The sequence below is a fragment of the Streptomyces sp. NPDC050548 genome, from assembly GCF_044457385.1.
Lineage (GTDB): Bacteria > Actinomycetota > Actinomycetes > Streptomycetales > Streptomycetaceae > Streptomyces.
The window spans coordinates 298,045-314,162 of sequence record NZ_JBITGV010000005.1 but is presented as its reverse complement, the minus strand read 5'-3'; the positions used below and the strand labels follow the sequence as shown (position 1 = coordinate 314,162).

Below are 16,118 nucleotides of genomic sequence, written 5' to 3'. Positions count from 1 at the left end.
GCGATGGGAAGGGCTCTACGAGTGTGCCGGAACTTGCCCGGCATTCACCCCAGGGATTCGATGGCTGCCGTGATGATTTCGCGTGCCGCCGGGCCGTAGACGGCAAGTTCGGCCAGTTCCGTGAACGTCTGGGCATACATGGCAAGTTCGTGCTTCTGCGTGACGGCGAGGTGGGCCGAGACGAGTTCGACGTGGACCGTGTGGTCGTCGTACAGGAAGAAACCCTCGACGGGCCAGAGGCCGGAACGGTCGGCGTCCTCAGGAATGATGCCGATACTCACCGACGGAAGCGCCATAACGCTGAGCAGATAGCCGAGTTGGCCGGCCATCACCTCCGTCCCGCCTATGCGCTTTCGGAGCGCTCCCTCTTCCAGGAGGATCGCGAACGTGTGGTTGCCGTACACAATCTGCTGCTTCTCCACACGCACCTTGACGGCCGCCGGAACGTCATCAATGAGGCCGCGACGGTTGCGAATTGAGGTAAGCAGCGCGGTGATGTACGAGGCCGTCTGCACCGGGCCAGGAATGAGCCACGGGGAGTAGAAGCGGAAGCGCTGGGTGCGTTCCCACAGGGGGAGGACGGACTCCTGGGCCTGCTTCAGACCGGTGCGCTCCAACCTGCGCCACTCGACATACATCCCCTCGATGCCGCGGGCTGTCGAGACGAGATCCTCGGCCGCGCTCTCCGCACCGCAAGCAGCAGCCCACGCACGCAGGTCGCGCTCCGAGGGCGGACGCGTGCCGCTCTCGAAGCGCGAACACTTCGACTCGTGCCAGCCGAGGCTGCTGGCCAACGCTCGTTTGGTGAGCCCGGCTTCGAGCCGGATTTCGCTCAGGCGTTTACCTAGAGCCCGGCGGGCTTCCTGAACGCTCGAAGATGGCGATGTCATGTCGCTGCGACGGTGCTGTTCGAGCTATCAGGCCGACTCGGCCGGCTGGAACTCCGCGTGCGGTGTTGCCCGCGCCCACACGGCCTCGAAGGCCGACTCGCAGAGCTTCGCCACTTCCGGGTCGTCCGTGAGTTCCACCTCCATGTTCTCGCCTTCGCCGTCGAAGTGGTTGACGAGGACAAGGCTGGAGTCGAAGAGCCAGAAGTCGTTGCCCGGGAGCGCGAGAGCCGTTGAGTTTCGCCGGGAGAGCCAGCGCACGTGCTCGCCGGCGGCGATGTTGAGTCCGTCCGTCACGTCGTACTCGAAGCGGATGTACTCGCTGATGGGAGTCGAGACGACGCGGGCCCGTCGGATCTCGACGCCTCGCGAGGTGGCCTCCGTGACGATGCTGTGCCAGTCGCCCCAGCGCTCGGCTGGGTCGAGTGTGATGCCGGCTTTCCAGTCGATGAAGGCCGGGTCCGACTTCATGTAGGCGTCGCGCATCTCCAGATGGACAGCCGTCCGCTGGCAGTCGCGGAACAGCTCCTCAAACGTCGGGGTTCTCGTCAACCTTCTTCACCTCCAGGAAGAACTGCACCATGCGCCGGGGGATCTCCACCACCGATTCATGGCCGGGGATGTCCATCTGCCCGAGGCGCTCGATGTCTTCCACCTTCAGCCCCTGCACGAGGTAGCTGTCCTTCTCCTCGTCGAGGTAGATGGTGGGGGAGCCGCCACTGGGACTCTCCGGGTCCTTACCGAGCTTACGCAGGGCCATGATGTCCTCCTCGGATGCCGGTAACGATCTCTGTGCCAGAGCTTGCCCGCAGCTGTGCCGTGGAGCTAGGAACTTGCCGAAACTTGCCAGGAGTAAGGAAGTTGACCTTACGCGGCCGGGGGCAGAGCGACGAAGAGCGGACGGGCCGCCGCACCCCAGGTATGGCCGGATTCGATTCCTGTCCGCCTTTCCTTGAGTCCGGGAGAAGTGCCAACGAGGTCAGTCCGGCGGAAGGCGTTGACCTGCGCGGATTGGCTTCAGCGGCAACGGACATTGTTCCTTTAGGGAACGCGCTGTCCGTTCCTTGGGGGAACGTCCGGTCTGTTCCCTCGGGGGAACACCCCTGACGCGCTCACGCCCTCAGTTCGGGTCCCTCGTACGGCTAGGTTCGCTGTTGTCCCGTCGTAAAGGATCTGGTCTCCGAGACCGGCTCTGACTTGGATCGACCAGTTCAAGTGAGACGGGGAGGCATCGAAAATCTCAGATGATCTGGTCCGGCGAGAGCGGATACTCGTGTCCGTCTCAGGTGATCTGGTTCACCTGGGGCGTTTTCGCCCGGTTGCAGGGTTCGTGCTGAAGCCGGCAGTCCAGCCATGCGGCGACGTCCGTGATGACTGCCGCGTCGACGTGCTGGGGTGCCATGTACCCGGCGGGCGTCGACGGTTCTGTCCCTGGGAAGAAGAGGTGGTCGTCGACTTCGTGGATCTGGATGGTGACGTCCGGACGCTCGGCCAGTCCCTCTCGCCAGAGGGACAAGTCATGCTCGACGGTGACCTGGTAGTCGCGGCCGCCCTGAAGGATCAGGAGCGGCTTGTCCAGGCGGGCGGCGGTGGCAACCGGGTCGTAGGAGCGCAGGTCCAGCCAGTACGAGGCAGGAAGGCCGAAGGGCAGGTCCTCCCGGGGCGTACGGAGTGACAGGGCGGTCTCGACGGTCGCGGCCTGACGGGTGATCTCCGCGAGGACCGCCTCGGAGTGCGGGCCGGGGTCGAGTGCGGCGAGGTGGCCCACGACCCGGACGGCCGCCCGGTGCATGGGCTCGGCGTCGCCCGCCAGGATCACGACGCCCGCGACAGACGGCTCGGTCTCGGCGACCCGTGGGGCGACCTTGCCGCCCATGCTGTGCCCGGCGACGAACACCCGGCTGGAATTGACGCGCGGCTCCTTCTGGAGCAGGCGCACGGCGGCGACGGCGTACGGGATGTACTCGCGAGTCATCGTGAAGTCGTCCGCGGCAGCCACCTCCGCCGCGTGTGTGAAGGTCACCTTGTCGTGGCGCAGCACTGCCACGCCGCGGCTGGCCAGACCCCAGGCGAGGTCCTTGAGTGGCTTGTTGGGTCCGCTGGTCGCGTCCCGGTCGAAGGGGCCTCCGCCGCTCAGCAGCACGGCCCCGGGCCACGGGCCGTCGCCACGCGGAACGGTGACGGTGCCGGCCACGGCGAGAGCACCGGCTCCGACCGTGACGTCGTGCTCCTCGAAGGCGTCCGGATCCGCATAGGAGGGCGCCGCCCAGGGTTCGCAGGCAGGGGGCGCGAGGCGCAGCCCGTTCAGCAGGCCGGCGGAGTCGACCGACATGACGGCGGTGAACTGTCCCCGCTCGCAGACCACGGGAACGCTGACACGGATCAGGTCCGGCCGCAGGCTCTCGCTCGACGGTTCGCCGAGGTCCGTGACCGGACCGGTTCCCGCGGTCTCGGCGAGCCAGGCCGCTTGGAATGTCTCGGCGGTCAGCGCGGCACGCAACGGCGGGGCGAACAGTGCAGTGATCTCCCTGAAACGGGCATCGCGCGCCCACGCGACCACCATCACGGCGGTCTCCTCCGCAGTCTGCATCCCCTCACCTTTCTTAGATTTGAGAAAGGTAGCATGCGTGAGAAAGTGAGGGGATGGACACCTTGGAACTCCTGGCGCATCCTGTCCGCCTCCGCGTGGTCCACGCACTGCGCGGCGGGCGGGTCCTGACCACCGGGCAGCTGTGCGCTCTGATCCCGGACGTGTCCAAGGCGACCGTCTACCGGCACGTCGACCTTCTCGCCGCGGGCGGCATCCTCGACGTCGCCGACGAACGGCGGGTGCGGGGCGCCGTCGAACGCCGATACCGGCTGCGGCAGGAACGCGCGGGCATCGACGCGGAAACCGCGCGTGCGCTCACCCCGCAGCACCACGAGCGGGCATTCGCTGCCGCCATGGCCGCCCTAGTCGCGGAGTTCGGCGCCTACCTGGAGCGCGAAGGCAGCGATCCCGTAGACGACCTCGTGGGCTATCGGCAGCACGCAATCTGGCTCAGCGAGGACGAGCTCGTAGCACTGATCGGCGCGATGCAAGCCGCCATCGCGCCCCTCCTCGCCAACGAAGCGTCGAGGGAACGTACCCGCTACCTCCTCAGCCCCATCCTGTTCCCCGTCGAACAGGCCGAACAGGCCGAACAGCAAGACCCGCTGTAGCCGACACCGCCGCTCACCGTGAACCAGATCATCTGAGATGACGAGCGGATCAGACCGGATCACTTGAGACGGGGCCAGGTCGACAGAGACGGGACAGCTGTCAATTGCCCCGATTGGACGGCGACGGACACCAGTTGTCCTTTGACGGCGAACCTAGTCGCTGTGTCATCCAACTCAGTCGACGTCGAGCAGCGACCGCATGTCCGGGTACGGCGGCACTAGGGCGCAGAGGAGGCGGCGACACCTGTTCTCCCGCCGCTCGTTGATCCGGCGAGCACATGACCACACCAGAAGGATCGCGCCCGTATGAACCGCCGTACCCGTTCCCTATGGGTTTGTGTAGCTGCAGTGGTAGCTGCCGCTGTCGCCTGGGGCGGCAGCACATTGCTGCTGCAGAAACCGGACAAGTCAGTGTCGCCGGAGGTGTACGTGGCGGTGATCGCGACGGTGGTGGCGGTGGTGACCGCCGGGATTCCGTGGACCTGGCAGGGCCCTCAGGTGATCGGCGGGACAGACGACGGCCAACGAGCAGATGCAGAACAGGTGCTGTCCGACGCGGTACGGGAGCAGTGGTCCCGGGAAGTGGTGTTCCGTCAGCTGTTCGACCCGTGGCCGGTGACTGTGGTCTGGACACCCGTCGGCGGGGGAGCGGTGGAGCTGACCGACCACGCGGAGCTGACCGGGATGCGGCCCGGGGTCCGGTTCTCCGGCGGGCAGGAGCTCGCCGAGTTCTGGGCCGGCTCGGCTCGGAGGCGGACTGTACTGGTCGGCGACGCGGGCAGCGGGAAGACCAGTTGCGCGGTGCTGTTCACACTCGCGTTGCTCGACATGCGCCAATCGCCGGAGGTTCCCGTACCGGTGATCCTCACGGCGTCCTCGTTCCGACCCGAGCGGGAGTCCGCCGAGCGCTGGCTGCGCCGGCAGTTGCTCGCGACGTATCCCGTGCTCGGTGACCGTGAACGGTTCGGGCCCGATGCGGCCGGGGACCTGCTGGCGCGGCACAGGGTGGCGCCCGTGATCGACGGGTTGGACGAGCTGGAACCGGAGCGGCGCACGCGGGTGCTGTGCTCGCTGGTCCAGGGGCTGGATCCGCGGGCACCGTTGATGCTGACCTGCCGCAGTCGTGAGTACGCCGAGGCGGTCGCGCAGTGCGGGGTGCTGCCCCGAGCGGCGGTGCTCGCGCCGTCGCCGGTGGCACCGGCGGAGGCAGTGCGCTCGCTCGCATTGTGCGACCAGCCAGGGCGACGCCAGGTGGCCTGGCGCGGGGTTGCCCAGGAAGTCGCGGCCAGGCCGGACGGTCCGCTCGCCTCCGTACTCGCCACCCCGCTCGGGGTCAGCCTCGTGCGCGCGCACTGTGTGGAGGGCACCGTCGATCCGCGCGAGTTGCTGGACCGCCACCGGTTCCCGGACCGGCGCACACTGCAGCGGCATCTCCTCGGCACTCTGGTGCCCGCGCTCTACGCGCGGGCCGTGGCCCGCGATCCGCAGGGCGTCTACGGGGGCTCTCCGGAACGCGCGGACCGTTGGCTGCGCTTCCTCGCCGGTGCGATGGCACGCCAGGGGACCCGCGACCTCGCCTGGTGGAAACTGCACGACACCTCCAGGGCCACCCGTGCCGCCTGGGGTGTCGCGGCCTTCGTCGGAGCGCTTGCAGTGGCGGTGGCGCTGCCCGGGCTCCTGGACTCCGTGAAATCCAGTCCCACCGTTCGCCTCTACGGTGACCCCTGGGTTCCGCTGCTCGTCGTAAAGCTGCTCTCCCTGTTGCTGATCGTGCCGAGCCTGTTGCTGCTCGCGCGGCGCCGGACCGGGCGGGTGCGCGACGCGGTCGCGGTGGTGACGCTGGCCTCGATCGTCCCGGCAGTGCTCATCGCCGTATACAGCCTCGTCTACGTGCACAACTCGGTCGGTGGGCCGCTGCTGTCGGCATTCCTCACCGTGGCAGTGTTCGTCACGCAGTTCCTGCCGGTGCTCATGGTGGCGGGTGTGCCCTCCAGCCCTCGCCAGCCGAGGCGCGGCCACTTCTCCACGCGGGCATGGCACGCGCGGCTCGGTTCCTGTGCCCGCAGGTTCGCGGCGGTGACGGCGGTGGTGGGGGCGGCTTCGCTTACGGTCGAGTCGATAATGTTCTGCTTGCAGTCCCGTGGCCGACTTCAATTCCAACCGGTCTGCGCGGCCGGAAACGCCGATGCGGCGCTGGTGGTGGGCGCCATCGTCGGGGCCATGGCAGCGGCGGCGTACTGGTATGAGAGCACAGGCGTGCCGGCAGGCCGGGGGCCGTCCACGCCGCGCTCCTCGCTCCGCCACGACCGGCGACTCGCGTTCGCGTTCGTCGCGGCCGGCGCAGTGCTTACCCTCGTCGACACAGCCGTCACCGAGGTCATGCCGTCGGCGAACAGCAGCCCTCCGCCGCTCGGGCAATTCGCCCTGCTGCTCCTGCAGGATCTTGTCGTCAACGTCGGCCCGCTCGGGGCGGCCGTTGCCGTCATGAGCACCTGCTGGCCGTACTACACACTGACCCGCCTCCGGCACGCCCTCGCCGGTCACCTGCCCTGGCGGCTCCAGGCATGCCTCGCGGAGGCACACCGGCTGGGCGTGCTCCGCCAGGTGGGCGCGGTCTACCAGTTCCGGCACGCACTGCTGCAGGACGAACTGGCACGCCCGCAGCTGCCGACTCCCAGACCCCGCGACGGACGCGACCCCACCTGTGCCTCGGCCACCGGTACAGGCGGACAGCCGGACGGCCAACGGGCGTCGCCTCCGGGACACGCCCCGTCCTGAACGGGACCGGCCAGGCCCCGGGCGTCGGACATCCCCGCCGACCTGGCGGGTTCGCCGAGCCCACAACGCCCAGAAACGCGAGATACCGCCGTCGGTACCGAGGGCGAATGCCGCTCCAGTGACCGTGGCGCCTCCGAGCCGGCTACGCCACCTGGTTGCTGCTGACTTCCTTGTCAAACGCCTCAGAAGGATGGCAACGGACACCAGTTCGCCGGAGGCAGACAGGGAAGAGCCCGAAACCACTGGTGCTCTGCGGACTGGCATGTCAACGTGGACGACCGTCCGAAACCCCAGGTCAACGACGGTCAGTAACCCATCCCGAGGGCACGGAGGCGCCTCTGTATCCGCACCATCCCAGTGATTCTTCCCGTACCGACTTGCCTGACCCGGTGTACTGGGTGACCCCGCGTCACCTGGCGGGTGATGACGGCGTGCTCGCCGAGCGGATCGGCGACGCCTTGGTCAGTCTCGGCTGGAGCATGTGGCCCACCTCGCGCCACACCCTGCTGTATGTGAGCCCGGACAAACTGCGTGGCGCCGAGTGGATCCTCGCGGCCTACCCGTTCGAGCTGGGCGGATTGCCTGTTGCTTGGCAGTTGAGCGCCCGTCCGCACGCCAACTCTGCGATGACGGAGTGGAACGCGTACTTCACCACTGGCGTCCCGTACGAGGCGCTCGCCGATCTCCTCGTGGCGATCGATGCCTGCGAGGCAACCGACACCGACTTCGGCGGGGCCGAGACGGTGCTCAACGCGCTCAGTGCCCAAGGCTGGCTCCGCGACGTTGATCGCCCCCACACCACCGCCACGGACCTCGGGCTCTCCGGCTGCGTCTCCCTGGAGCCGATGCCACCGCTCATCCAGGACGCCGACCCGCGCCCTGACCTGTCGGGATGGCAGGCGTGGGCGGAGCCTGTTCTCGGCGCCCCGTACCTGTGGTGTGCCAGCTTCAGCGCCAGCGTTCCGAACGGCCTGGTAGCCGCGTTCACGTCATCGCTTGCCTCACCGGTCCCGGTGGCCCGCCACAGCGTGCCCAAGAGCGCCGAGGGACGGCTCACAGTCGTCCACCGCAGCTGACGATCCGCGCACTGACGGAACCGCAGGTGTGCTGCTCGTCGCAGATTTCTCGGCGCAGCAGCAGGTCAGACGTATGAGGCACGTTCCCTGCGCTCGCCCGATGACCGAGAGGAAGAGAGCTTGTTTTTTCGACGCGCTCGCGAGGACCGCGCGTTCCGCGAAGCCCAACGTGCCAGCTACGAGCTGCTGCTGCAGCTGCAGGCCACACCGCCGTGGCGCGACTTTCCCGAGCCGGCCGCACCGGTTCCAGCACCGACTGTGGAGGAATCGGCGGTGAGTGACCTCCTACCCCCGGAGTTGCGGGTGCCGTCCCGCCAGGAGGTGGCTGGGCTGATGATGCGCTGGGAGCAGCCGCTCGTCATCGGCGGCGAGGTTCGTACGTGCCCCGAGTGCGGCGTGTACCGGGACTGGATCGTCTTCTGCATGCGCGACAACTCGATATGGCTGCGTTGCCGGGCTGGCCACGAGGCGAAGGAGCCCGGCCTGGATGCGGCCTGGTACAACCGCAACTCCGGTCCGGTCGACCGGTTCCACCCCACCCTCGAAGAGGGCCTGCGCCACCTCGGCCACTGAACCCCGAAGCCCCTGCGCTCCTTCTCGCTGCCGGTGCTCGGAGGCCCGGCTTGGTCAACCTGTCCGTTTCGCAGGCCACTTAGGGGTTCACTTGCGCCTTCACACCATGACCGTCCTCAGCCTGAGCGTCCTCGCCGTCCTGGCCCTGGAGGGCTGCTCGATCGGCAGCACCTCCTCCACCGACCCGGCGTCCGCCGCGACCGCCCCGTCCGAGAACGCCTCGGTGCCAGCCCCGCTGTCTTCGGCAAAGCTGGCCAAGCGGCTCCTGGAGGAAGGCGACTTGGGCGAGGGCTACGCCCGCACGCCGCAGCGCCCCGCTGCGCACGACGACGTGAGCGTGATCGGCTGCCCGGCGCTGGAGAAGCTCGGCGCTGACGCGGCGACCGGTGCCGGCCTCGACTTCTCCCGCAAGGCGAAGGCGTCCTTCGCCTACGCCGGCGGCAGCGACTCCGCGGTTTTCGAGGAGTTGTACAGCGACAGCGCCGCGAAGCTGTCGAAGGGCATCGGGCAGATCTTCGATGCGATGGTCTCCTGCCGGACGTACCAGGTGATGTCGGGCAGCACCGTCATCGACATGGGCACCCGGGTGACGGCCGCGCCTGATCTGGGTGACGAGCAGTGGAGCCAACTGCTCACCTATTCGATCGGCGAGCAACGCACCGTCGTCAAGCAGACGGCGATACGTGTAAGCAACGTGTTGGTGATCGTCTCCGGCTTGCCGGGACTTGTGGACGCCAACCTGGAGAAGGCGGTTACCAAGGTCCAAGTCGCCTTCTGATTACTCGGCTTGCCGGTGCCTTTTGTCTTTTTGGCAGAGGGCACCGGCGTATGTGCTGAATCACCGTGTCTGGCTGGACCGGTTATCCCGGCTTGGGGCGGGCGGGACAGCGCGCCTGCTGCGCTTGGCGGCATAGGGGGTGTGGTCGGGCATTGTGGTGGCGTCGGCGGGCAGGTCGGCCATGCGGCGCAGCCGCCACACCAGCACATCGCTGATCGAGTCTGCGGTGCCCAACTCCCGTCGTCCGGCAGCTTCCGTGAGCAGCGTGGCCGGGTCGTGGCCGACGCTCTCGGTGTCGGCGAGGGTGGCTGCGAGGGCGTGCCAGCCAGGCTCGGCCAGGATCTGTTCGGCCAACTCGGGTACCGCCGCTCGGAGATGGGCGGCTTGCTTGTGTCGCAGGGGCTGAGACAGGCGCCGGCCTCGCTGGTACAGCACGCTCAACGGGACGTCGGCGGCGGCCCGGTAGGCGGTGCGCAGATGTTCTGCGGCCTGGAGGGCTGCGGCTGCCTGTTGGGCGTGCTCCTTCTTGGCGTGCCAGTGGGCGGCAGCGGTGACGAGGAAGAACAGCATGTCGATCGCCATTGCGGTGGTGGCTCCGTCTTCCCCACGGCCAAGCGCGGGGCCGCTGTAGATGAGATCGCGGGCGGCCTGGCGCAGGGCACGGTCGTGCCCGTGTTCGGCCCTTACGTGGGAGCGGGTGGCCCGCTCGAATACGGCGGCGGCCTGACGCAGTTCGGTGCGGGTGTGGGCGGCGGAGGTCTTGGCGAGCGCGTCCAGGATCTCCCCGGCCGCCGAGATGCGCGCGGCCACCTGGCCGTCCTCACCATTGTCGATGACCAGCACCGCCTGCCACGCAGCCGTGGCTGTCCGACGCCGCGCGGTCGCGGGGCCATTCGAGGCTTCGGCGAAGGGTGCGTCCGTGCCCCGGTTCGGGGTGTCGACGGTGAACCGTTTGCGGATGCGGGGCAGGGACAGGTCGGGGGAGAGCGTGGAGCCCGCGTAGAACACTGGCTCCTTGTCACCGTTGCGGTTGTCCGGGAGGGCGACCTTGTAGCCGAGCAGGTCGCCGGAGGGCGCGGCGCGCTTCCGGATCAGCAGGCCGGCGGCAGCCAGCCGGTCGAAGAACTCCCCCTCGCTCGTGGCCCCGGCCACTGCCCGCCGTACGGTCTCGCGCAGTTCGTCGCGTGCCGGTTGCTGCCTGCCTTCGCGTTCGGCCTTGTGGCGTTCGGCGCTGGTGGTCCGCTTGGCGGCCGTGCCGTCACCGGGCGAGACCTGGTGCAGACCCAACTCCTTTTCGATGAGGCGGCATTCGGCCTGGGCGCGTTTGCCGGAGCGGTGGTGGTCGGGGCGGCGGCCGTCTTCGCGGACGAGGGTGGCGATGATGTGGATGTGGTCGTCGGCGTGGCGGACGGCGGCCCAGCGGCAGCCGGCGCCGTCGCCGGGGTCGATGCCGGTGGCGGCGACCACGCGGCGGGCGATGTCGCCCCACTGCTCGTCGCTGAGGATCGGGTCGTCGGGAGCGGCGCGCACGGAGCAGTGCCAGACGTGCTCGTCGGGACGTTGGTCTGGTTCGAGGAGTGCCAGGGGCTGGTCGAGGAGGTGCTGGAGGTCTTCCTTCGTCACCGAGGGGTCGCGGCCGGGGTCGGGAGCCATGCCGTCGAAGGAAGCGACCAGGTGTGGGTCGATGTGTTCCTCGTGGGTGCCCTTGCCGTAGAGGTAGTTGAGGAGTCCGAGGGTTTTGCTTCCCTGCTGGTGGATCCGGGGGATCAAGCTGCCTGCTCCTCCTGCCCGTTGGTGATCCTGTCGGCCGCCCGCTGGACGGCCTGTGCGGCGCGCTGTAGATCTGCGAGGGTCGCGGCGAAGTGAGGTGCGTCGGCACCGGAGTTGAGGGCCTTGGAGGCTTGGTTGACGTTGCTGCCGGCCCAGCCGAGCTGACGGCGCACACCGAACAGGGCGGTCAGGATGTCCCGTTCGGTGGCGATGGCTGCCGCGGTGCGGGACTGGTCGCGGGCGGAGGCCAGGGCGGAATGGGCGAGGAATCCGGCCACGCTCATGCCGACGTGGTCGGCGCCGGACTGGATGATGGCGAGTTCTTGTTCGTTGAGGCGGACGCTGTGGGCGGGGCGCTGCTTCTTGTCGCGCGGGCGGGATTTCCCCTTCCTGGCCCTGCCCTTGCGGCTGGCCCTGCCTGGCTGCGGTCCGCCCTCGGTCGCAGCCTTCCCGTCCGGCGCCCCCTGGTGCTGGACGGACCCCGTCACCCCTGGGGCGGGGTCGGGTTCGGGCGCTCCCCCTCCGGGGGAGTGTCCGAACCTCCAACTTGCTCCCGATGGCGCTGAGATGATCATCTCCCTTTGGACTGTGGGCAGTTCGTGGTTCGAGCCGTGCATTGAGTGTTCTTCCTTGGGTGTTGAGGTCGGAGCGGGTCAGTGGGGATGGTCGACGTGAGCGGCCCTCAGCTCGGCCTTGACGGTGCGGACGACCTCCCCGGCGGTGTCGCTGGCGACGCTGTAACCGTCCTCGCGCACGGTGTCTTCCAGCAGATCGCGGGAGAGACGTCCGGTCTCGCCGTGGATTCGGTGGGCGTAGGAGGTGAGCACTTCCCGTGTCGCGCGCGGTCTGGGGCCCGGGCGGTTCGGCTTCGCCCGCGTGGCCTTGCCCGGATCGGCATCCGACGGTTCCTTGCCCGGATTTGGTTCTCGGCTCGTGGTGGTGCGGGCGGGCTGGTGCGGGCGGATTTCGGGCTCCCGGTGGGCGGTGTCATCGCCCGCGTCGCTCTCGGACGGGCGGCCCGGATTCTCGGCCCGCTTCGTCGCTACGGCGCGCGGGCGGGCAGTCGTAGAGCTGACCGTCCTGCCCGTGACGAGGGCGGGCCAACGCCGGGGCAGCGGAATGGAGGCCAGGGTGAGGGCCTGTTGGCGGGTGGCGAGCTTGCGCAGCAGCAACTCGTCCTGGCGCTCGTCGCGGTCGACATCGGCCTGTTCTAGGGCCTGGTGCAGGCGGCGGGTGAGGCGCCGGCCTCGCCAATTGGTGCGCTGATTGGGCGTCATTGTCTCTGCCCGGAGGATCAGGGTGACGGCTTGGTCGAGGGCGCGGTCGCGGATGATCCGGGCGGCGTCCGCATCCCGGTCGGCGATCCCCAGGCGTGCCAGAAGGCGTTCGCGTGCCTGTCGGGCGATGACGGCGGTCAGGCTGCGGGAGTCGGCGTCAGGGGTGCGGTGACGCAGTTCGATGCCCATGGCCAGGTGCCACAGTAGGGCTGCCAGGACCGGGCCGACGAAGGCCCGCACGGTTCCGCCGACCAGCCCGGACTCGGCGTAGGCGGGCACGATCTGCACGCCGGTGATCACCCAGGTGAGGGTGCCGGGCATACCGGGTGCTTGCTTCGGGCCGTTGAGGTTTGCCCGGGCGAGCAGGGCGGTGGAGAACAGCGCGAGTTCGGCGGCGGCGAACATCGCCGCCCGTTCGATGCTGCTGCCCATGTCGAGATAGTCGGCGGCGAACCGCCAGCTGGTGTCCGCGCTGTAGGCGGTACAGCCGATCGCGGCGATGGCGGCGACCCGGACCGCGGCGGTGCTACGGCGCTGCTCGGGGTCCCGCTTCTGTAGGCGCTGCCGTAGGGACCATGTGACGGACAGGGCGACGGCGACCAGGACCGCGACGGGCACAGGTGCAGGGATCCAGTGCGGCCAGGCGGGTATGCCGGTGCCGTTGGTGCTGATGAGTGCGGTGGTGCCAGGGGTCATGCAGAGGCTCTCCAAGGGTCCACGCGAGCGAGTGCATGCCTCTTGCGTGGGCGGCGGGGTGAGGTGAGGGCGAGGGGGGAGACGCGGGCTGCCGTCAGGCGGTGGGCGCGGTGCGGCGTCGGTCGGGTCCGGTGAGGATGACGCGTTCGGTCATCTCGGCGAGGCGGGAGGCGACGCGGTCGCCGAGTGCGGTGCGCAGCTCGGGGATCGGCAGGTTCGTGGTGATGAGGGTGGGGAGCATGTGCTCGTAGCGGTGGTTGATGAGCCGGTAGGTCAACTCCTCGGTCCACTCGCTGGTCTTGGCCGCGCCGAGGTCGTCCAGGAGCAGCAGGGGGCAGCGGGCCAGCGTCTGAAGCTCCCGCTCGCCGTCGTGCCCGGCGCGAGGGCGGAGGCGCGCGTGCAGGTCGGCGCTGGTGGTGGCTTCCCAGCGCAGGCGCACCCCTCGCGAGAGGAGGGCACGGACCGCGCCGTATCCCTGGTAGGTCTTGCCGGTGCCGGTGGGGCCGGCGATCAGCAGCGACGGTCCCTCGGCGATACCCGGTCCGCCGGGTCCGGGGCGTCCGGCGCGAGCGATCCGGTCGGCCCAGGCGGTGATCTGCGGGTGGTCGGCCAGGGCGCGGCGGTAGCGGGCGGGGATGCGGGCGTCCGCAAGCTCCAGGGCGGTGACCGGCTCGGCCGGTGGTTCCTGGGCCGTGACCGCGGGGTCGATGCCGCGCGTGGCCAGGATGCCGTTGAGCCGGTCGGCGATCGGGCCGACCCGGTGGGGCTCGCGGGTGAGGATGGCGGTCAGAGGTCACCTCCGTAGGCGGCGTCGACATCGGCGGGATTCGTCCATGCCTTGTGGGTGGCTGGTACGGGCGCGGCGTTCATGACCTCGTGGACGAGACTCGGCAGGACGCTCGGGGACAGGCCCTTGAGCCGATGGAGTCTCAGAGCGGCCCGGAGGTAGTCGGTGGCGATGCCCTCGTCGAGCAGCTTGCGCACCTGTCCGCCGAGACGCTTCAGGACGTCGTCCGGTGGGCGGTGGTTGCACGCGCTGACGTACTCGGCAAGGAGCTCCCTGGCCGAGAGGGTGTCGGGCGTGTGGGCGCTTGCGCCCCCCGAAGGGGTATTTCCTAGATCCATGGTCCTAGGTCCTAGATCCGGACGGTGAGGCGTCACCGCCGATGCGGGGAGGGTTCCTGACTCCCTCACGGAGGGCTCCGTGAAATCGTTCTGACCTGCCGGTTTCCTATCAGATCCCGAATGCGGTGCAGGCTCGCGCGCTTCGCAGGAGGTCTCACGGAGGGTTCCGTGAGGCAACGGTGCGGACTCCGTGACGCTCGCCTCCGCCACCGGTGCGGCGGCAATCGGCCGGGTGCCGGACGGCCCGTTGTGGCGAGGGCAGCCGGGCAGACGGCTCACGCTCGGCCGGTTGATCTTCTGATGCTGGTGCCATGTGACGACGTGCAGGTACCGCTTGTCGTCCGGGCTTGTGTATCGGCAGATCAGACCGGCGTCGGCGAGCTGGGCGAGGTCCGTCTCGACGTCGGAGGGTGTGTGGTCGGGGCGCAGGACCCACAGCTGCCCGGCGATGATGGCGGCGTGGTCGCGATGACGGCCCTGGTCGTCGGCCTGGGTGAGCAGGCCGAAGAAGGTGCGCTCGGCGGTCAGCGAGACAGCAGCCAGGGACTCGGAGACGAAAGCTTCGGGCTTGATGGTGCGGATTCGTGCCAAGAGGGGCGGGTCCTCACTCGGTTGCAGGTGGGCAGGTGCCCACGGCTCACCGTCGATCGGCGGTACGGGCGTACGGGGTGGGGGAGTTGGCCGGCCCGGCGGCGCGGGGCGCGCTGATGGCCGCTCGCGCTTTCCGGGGGTGTCGTCAACATAGCCACACCCAGGTCGCACAAGTCCAGCCCCATCCCGCGCAATCTCTTACGGCAGAAAGGCAGCCGTAAAAGCAGGCGGTAGGGGGCGGTGGCAAAACGGTAAGGCACGATCGCCGGTTGACCAAATAGTTGTGCCGGTTTCCAAGCCAGAAGCATCACATCGGGAAGCCGTTGACGTGCCGGCGACGGGCAAGCTACAACACAACACCCCATGTCGCAGCAGTCACTGAGCGGCGATCAGCGCGGCGGCTCTCGGGTCATGTCAGCGCGGGGAACCACTCCGCATGCGGACAACGCGGGGGAACATAGACCACGATCGCCGGTTAACCAAACCGGCGAATGGACGCTACAACTGGAGCCATGCCCGCACGCTCATTGGAAATCGGCCCCGCAGGAATACGGGTGGCCCGCACCATCGAAATCCTCCGCACCGAACGAGGCTTGTCGCAACGCCAACTCGCTCGCCGTGTCACCGCACTTGGCCACCCGATGTCCAACACCATGTTGTCTCGCATCGAACGCGTTCAGCGCCGGTGCGACATCGACGACCTCGTGGCTCTCGCCGAGGCACTGCACGTCGCACCTCCAGCGCTCCTCGGAGACCCCAGACTCGTCTGACCTGCCTCCGGAGTTGGATTCACAGCCCGGAGACCCTCGGCGAGTGCTTGCCCCGGGCCGTACGGCTCGTACTCGCTGGGGCGTATAGCACGAGATCCCCGGTTACCGAAACCGGGGATGCTCCGCACCATTGATGGTGTTCGCCAACCGCGCTCGGCAGAGAGCGTCCCTTTCCAATGTCGCGCCGCCTGGCAGACCACGCCCACCCCCGCGCCACGCCCACGGAGGCCACCCATGCCTGCACGTCCGCCTTCTGCTCCGAAGCCGAGTCCTATCCAAGTTCCGGATTCCACCCCCACAACGCGCCAGGCATTCCTGAGCGTGAAAGACGCTGCCGAATACCTCGGCCTGTCCCCGCACACCCTCTACGTCTGGCGGCATCGCCGAAACGGCCCGCCCAGTTTCCGGATGGGGTCGCGTGGTCGCGTCATGTACCGGATAGAAGCGCTCGACGCCTGGATCCGCGAACAGGAGCAAGCCGACTCACGTTCCAATACAACCCTGAGCCCATTGGGCGCCGCACCGCAGAAACGCTCGGACTACGCCACGGGCGCCTGACCAGCGGGCTGACTCCTACCGCACGCAACCTGCCATCG

The 16,118-nt window shown here is 68.7% G+C and carries 16 protein-coding genes; 7 read left to right on the top strand and 9 right to left on the bottom strand.

Annotation, left to right across the window (positions count from 1 at the left end; genetic code table 11):
* Nucleotides 1-44 precede the first annotated feature (44 nt).
* The 4 genes from ACIBJH_RS17065 to ACIBJH_RS17050 all read right to left on the bottom strand — a co-directional run bounded on the left by ACIBJH_RS17065 (nucleotide 45) and on the right by ACIBJH_RS17050 (nucleotide 3,477).
* Complete coding sequence (locus ACIBJH_RS17065) at nucleotides 45-890, bottom strand: helix-turn-helix domain-containing protein (protein WP_399117639.1); 846 nt, start codon at nucleotides 888-890, stop codon at nucleotides 45-47.
* A gap of 27 nt (nucleotides 891-917) precedes the next feature.
* Nucleotides 918-1,439 carry a DUF6879 family protein gene (locus tag ACIBJH_RS17060; RefSeq protein WP_399117638.1) on the bottom strand — a complete coding sequence of 174 codons (522 nt, stop codon included), beginning with the start codon at nucleotides 1,437-1,439 and terminating at the stop codon, nucleotides 918-920.
* Complete coding sequence (locus ACIBJH_RS17055; protein ID WP_399117637.1) at nucleotides 1,417-1,647, bottom strand: hypothetical protein; 231 nt, start codon at nucleotides 1,645-1,647, stop codon at nucleotides 1,417-1,419. Before ACIBJH_RS17055 ends, ACIBJH_RS17060 begins: the two co-directional genes overlap by 23 nt.
* Nucleotides 1,648-2,169: 522 nt before the next feature.
* The gene (locus ACIBJH_RS17050) at nucleotides 2,170-3,477 is read right to left on the bottom strand and encodes a hypothetical protein (RefSeq protein WP_399117636.1); all 1,308 of its coding nucleotides are present in this window, start codon (nucleotides 3,475-3,477) and stop codon (nucleotides 2,170-2,172) included.
* Between the two features lie 53 nt (nucleotides 3,478-3,530).
* Here ACIBJH_RS17050 and ACIBJH_RS17045 point away from each other — a divergent pair, with 53 nt between their 5' ends.
* The 5 genes from ACIBJH_RS17045 (at nucleotide 3,531) to ACIBJH_RS17025 (ending at nucleotide 9,293) form a co-directional block, all read left to right on the top strand.
* Nucleotides 3,531-4,088: a helix-turn-helix domain-containing protein gene (locus ACIBJH_RS17045; RefSeq protein WP_399117635.1), complete on the top strand. Its 558-nt coding sequence runs from the start codon at nucleotides 3,531-3,533 to the stop codon at nucleotides 4,086-4,088.
* A 348-nt stretch (nucleotides 4,089-4,436) separates the two neighbouring features.
* Complete coding sequence (locus ACIBJH_RS17040; protein WP_399117634.1) at nucleotides 4,437-6,866, top strand: NACHT domain-containing protein; 2,430 nt, start codon at nucleotides 4,437-4,439, stop codon at nucleotides 6,864-6,866.
* A 389-nt stretch (nucleotides 6,867-7,255) separates the two neighbouring features.
* Nucleotides 7,256-7,942: a DUF317 domain-containing protein gene (locus tag ACIBJH_RS17035; protein WP_399117817.1), complete on the top strand. Its 687-nt coding sequence runs from the start codon at nucleotides 7,256-7,258 to the stop codon at nucleotides 7,940-7,942.
* Between the two features lie 273 nt (nucleotides 7,943-8,215).
* Nucleotides 8,216-8,515 carry a hypothetical protein gene (locus tag ACIBJH_RS17030; RefSeq protein ID WP_399117633.1) on the top strand — a complete coding sequence of 100 codons (300 nt, stop codon included), beginning with the start codon at nucleotides 8,216-8,218 and terminating at the stop codon, nucleotides 8,513-8,515.
* 106 nt (nucleotides 8,516-8,621) lie between these two features.
* Nucleotides 8,622-9,293 (top strand): hypothetical protein, encoded by a 672-nt coding sequence (locus ACIBJH_RS17025; RefSeq protein WP_399117632.1) that lies wholly within the window; start codon nucleotides 8,622-8,624, stop codon nucleotides 9,291-9,293.
* A 60-nt stretch (nucleotides 9,294-9,353) separates the two neighbouring features.
* Here ACIBJH_RS17025 and ACIBJH_RS17020 read toward each other — a convergent pair whose 3' ends face one another.
* From ACIBJH_RS17020 to ACIBJH_RS17000, 5 genes are all read right to left on the bottom strand, one after another.
* A complete protein-coding gene (locus ACIBJH_RS17020; protein ID WP_399117631.1) occupies nucleotides 9,354-11,063 on the bottom strand; it encodes a relaxase/mobilization nuclease domain-containing protein in 1,710 nt (569 codons plus the stop codon).
* Nucleotides 11,060-11,551: a mobilization protein gene (locus tag ACIBJH_RS17015; protein ID WP_329552148.1), complete on the bottom strand. Its 492-nt coding sequence runs from the start codon at nucleotides 11,549-11,551 to the stop codon at nucleotides 11,060-11,062. Before ACIBJH_RS17015 ends, ACIBJH_RS17020 begins: the two co-directional genes overlap by 4 nt.
* Before the next feature lie 165 nt (nucleotides 11,552-11,716).
* Nucleotides 11,717-13,036, bottom strand: a complete 1,320-nt coding sequence (locus tag ACIBJH_RS17010) for a hypothetical protein (protein ID WP_399117630.1) — start codon at nucleotides 13,034-13,036, stop codon at nucleotides 11,717-11,719.
* Nucleotides 13,037-13,130: 94 nt separating this feature from the next.
* Nucleotides 13,131-13,826, bottom strand: a complete 696-nt coding sequence (locus ACIBJH_RS17005) for an ATP-binding protein (RefSeq protein WP_329557517.1) — start codon at nucleotides 13,824-13,826, stop codon at nucleotides 13,131-13,133.
* The gene (locus tag ACIBJH_RS17000; protein ID WP_327400324.1) at nucleotides 13,823-14,752 is read right to left on the bottom strand and encodes a hypothetical protein; all 930 of its coding nucleotides are present in this window, start codon (nucleotides 14,750-14,752) and stop codon (nucleotides 13,823-13,825) included. The genes ACIBJH_RS17005 and ACIBJH_RS17000 overlap by 4 nt, the downstream gene beginning before the upstream one ends.
* A gap of 512 nt (nucleotides 14,753-15,264) precedes the next feature.
* Here ACIBJH_RS17000 and ACIBJH_RS16995 point away from each other — a divergent pair.
* Complete coding sequence (locus ACIBJH_RS16995; protein ID WP_399117629.1) at nucleotides 15,265-15,522, top strand: helix-turn-helix domain-containing protein; 258 nt, start codon at nucleotides 15,265-15,267, stop codon at nucleotides 15,520-15,522.
* A gap of 117 nt (nucleotides 15,523-15,639) precedes the next feature.
* Nucleotides 15,640-16,080, top strand: a complete 441-nt coding sequence (locus tag ACIBJH_RS16990) for a helix-turn-helix transcriptional regulator (protein WP_399117628.1) — start codon at nucleotides 15,640-15,642, stop codon at nucleotides 16,078-16,080.
* Nucleotides 16,081-16,118: the final 38 nt, after the last annotated feature.

Bases quoted from the DNA above. Each gene is read 5' to 3' on its own strand.
- ACIBJH_RS17065 (WP_399117639.1), bottom strand. From the start codon at position 890: ATGACATCGCCATCTTCGAGCGTTCAGGAAGCCCGCCGGGCTCTAGGT.
- ACIBJH_RS17055 (WP_399117637.1), bottom strand. From the start codon at position 1,647: ATGGCCCTGCGTAAGCTCGGTAAGGACCCGGAGAGTCCCAGTGGCGGC.
- ACIBJH_RS17050 (WP_399117636.1), bottom strand. From the start codon at position 3,477: ATGCAGACTGCGGAGGAGACCGCCGTGATGGTGGTCGCGTGGGCGCGC.
- ACIBJH_RS17045 (WP_399117635.1), top strand. From the start codon at position 3,531: ATGGACACCTTGGAACTCCTGGCGCATCCTGTCCGCCTCCGCGTGGTC.
- ACIBJH_RS17025 (WP_399117632.1), top strand. From the start codon at position 8,622: ATGACCGTCCTCAGCCTGAGCGTCCTCGCCGTCCTGGCCCTGGAGGGC.
- ACIBJH_RS17010 (WP_399117630.1), bottom strand. From the start codon at position 13,036: ATGACCCCTGGCACCACCGCACTCATCAGCACCAACGGCACCGGCATA.
- ACIBJH_RS16995 (WP_399117629.1), top strand. From the start codon at position 15,265: ATGCCCGCACGCTCATTGGAAATCGGCCCCGCAGGAATACGGGTGGCC.
- ACIBJH_RS16990 (WP_399117628.1), top strand. From the start codon at position 15,640: ATGCTCCGCACCATTGATGGTGTTCGCCAACCGCGCTCGGCAGAGAGC.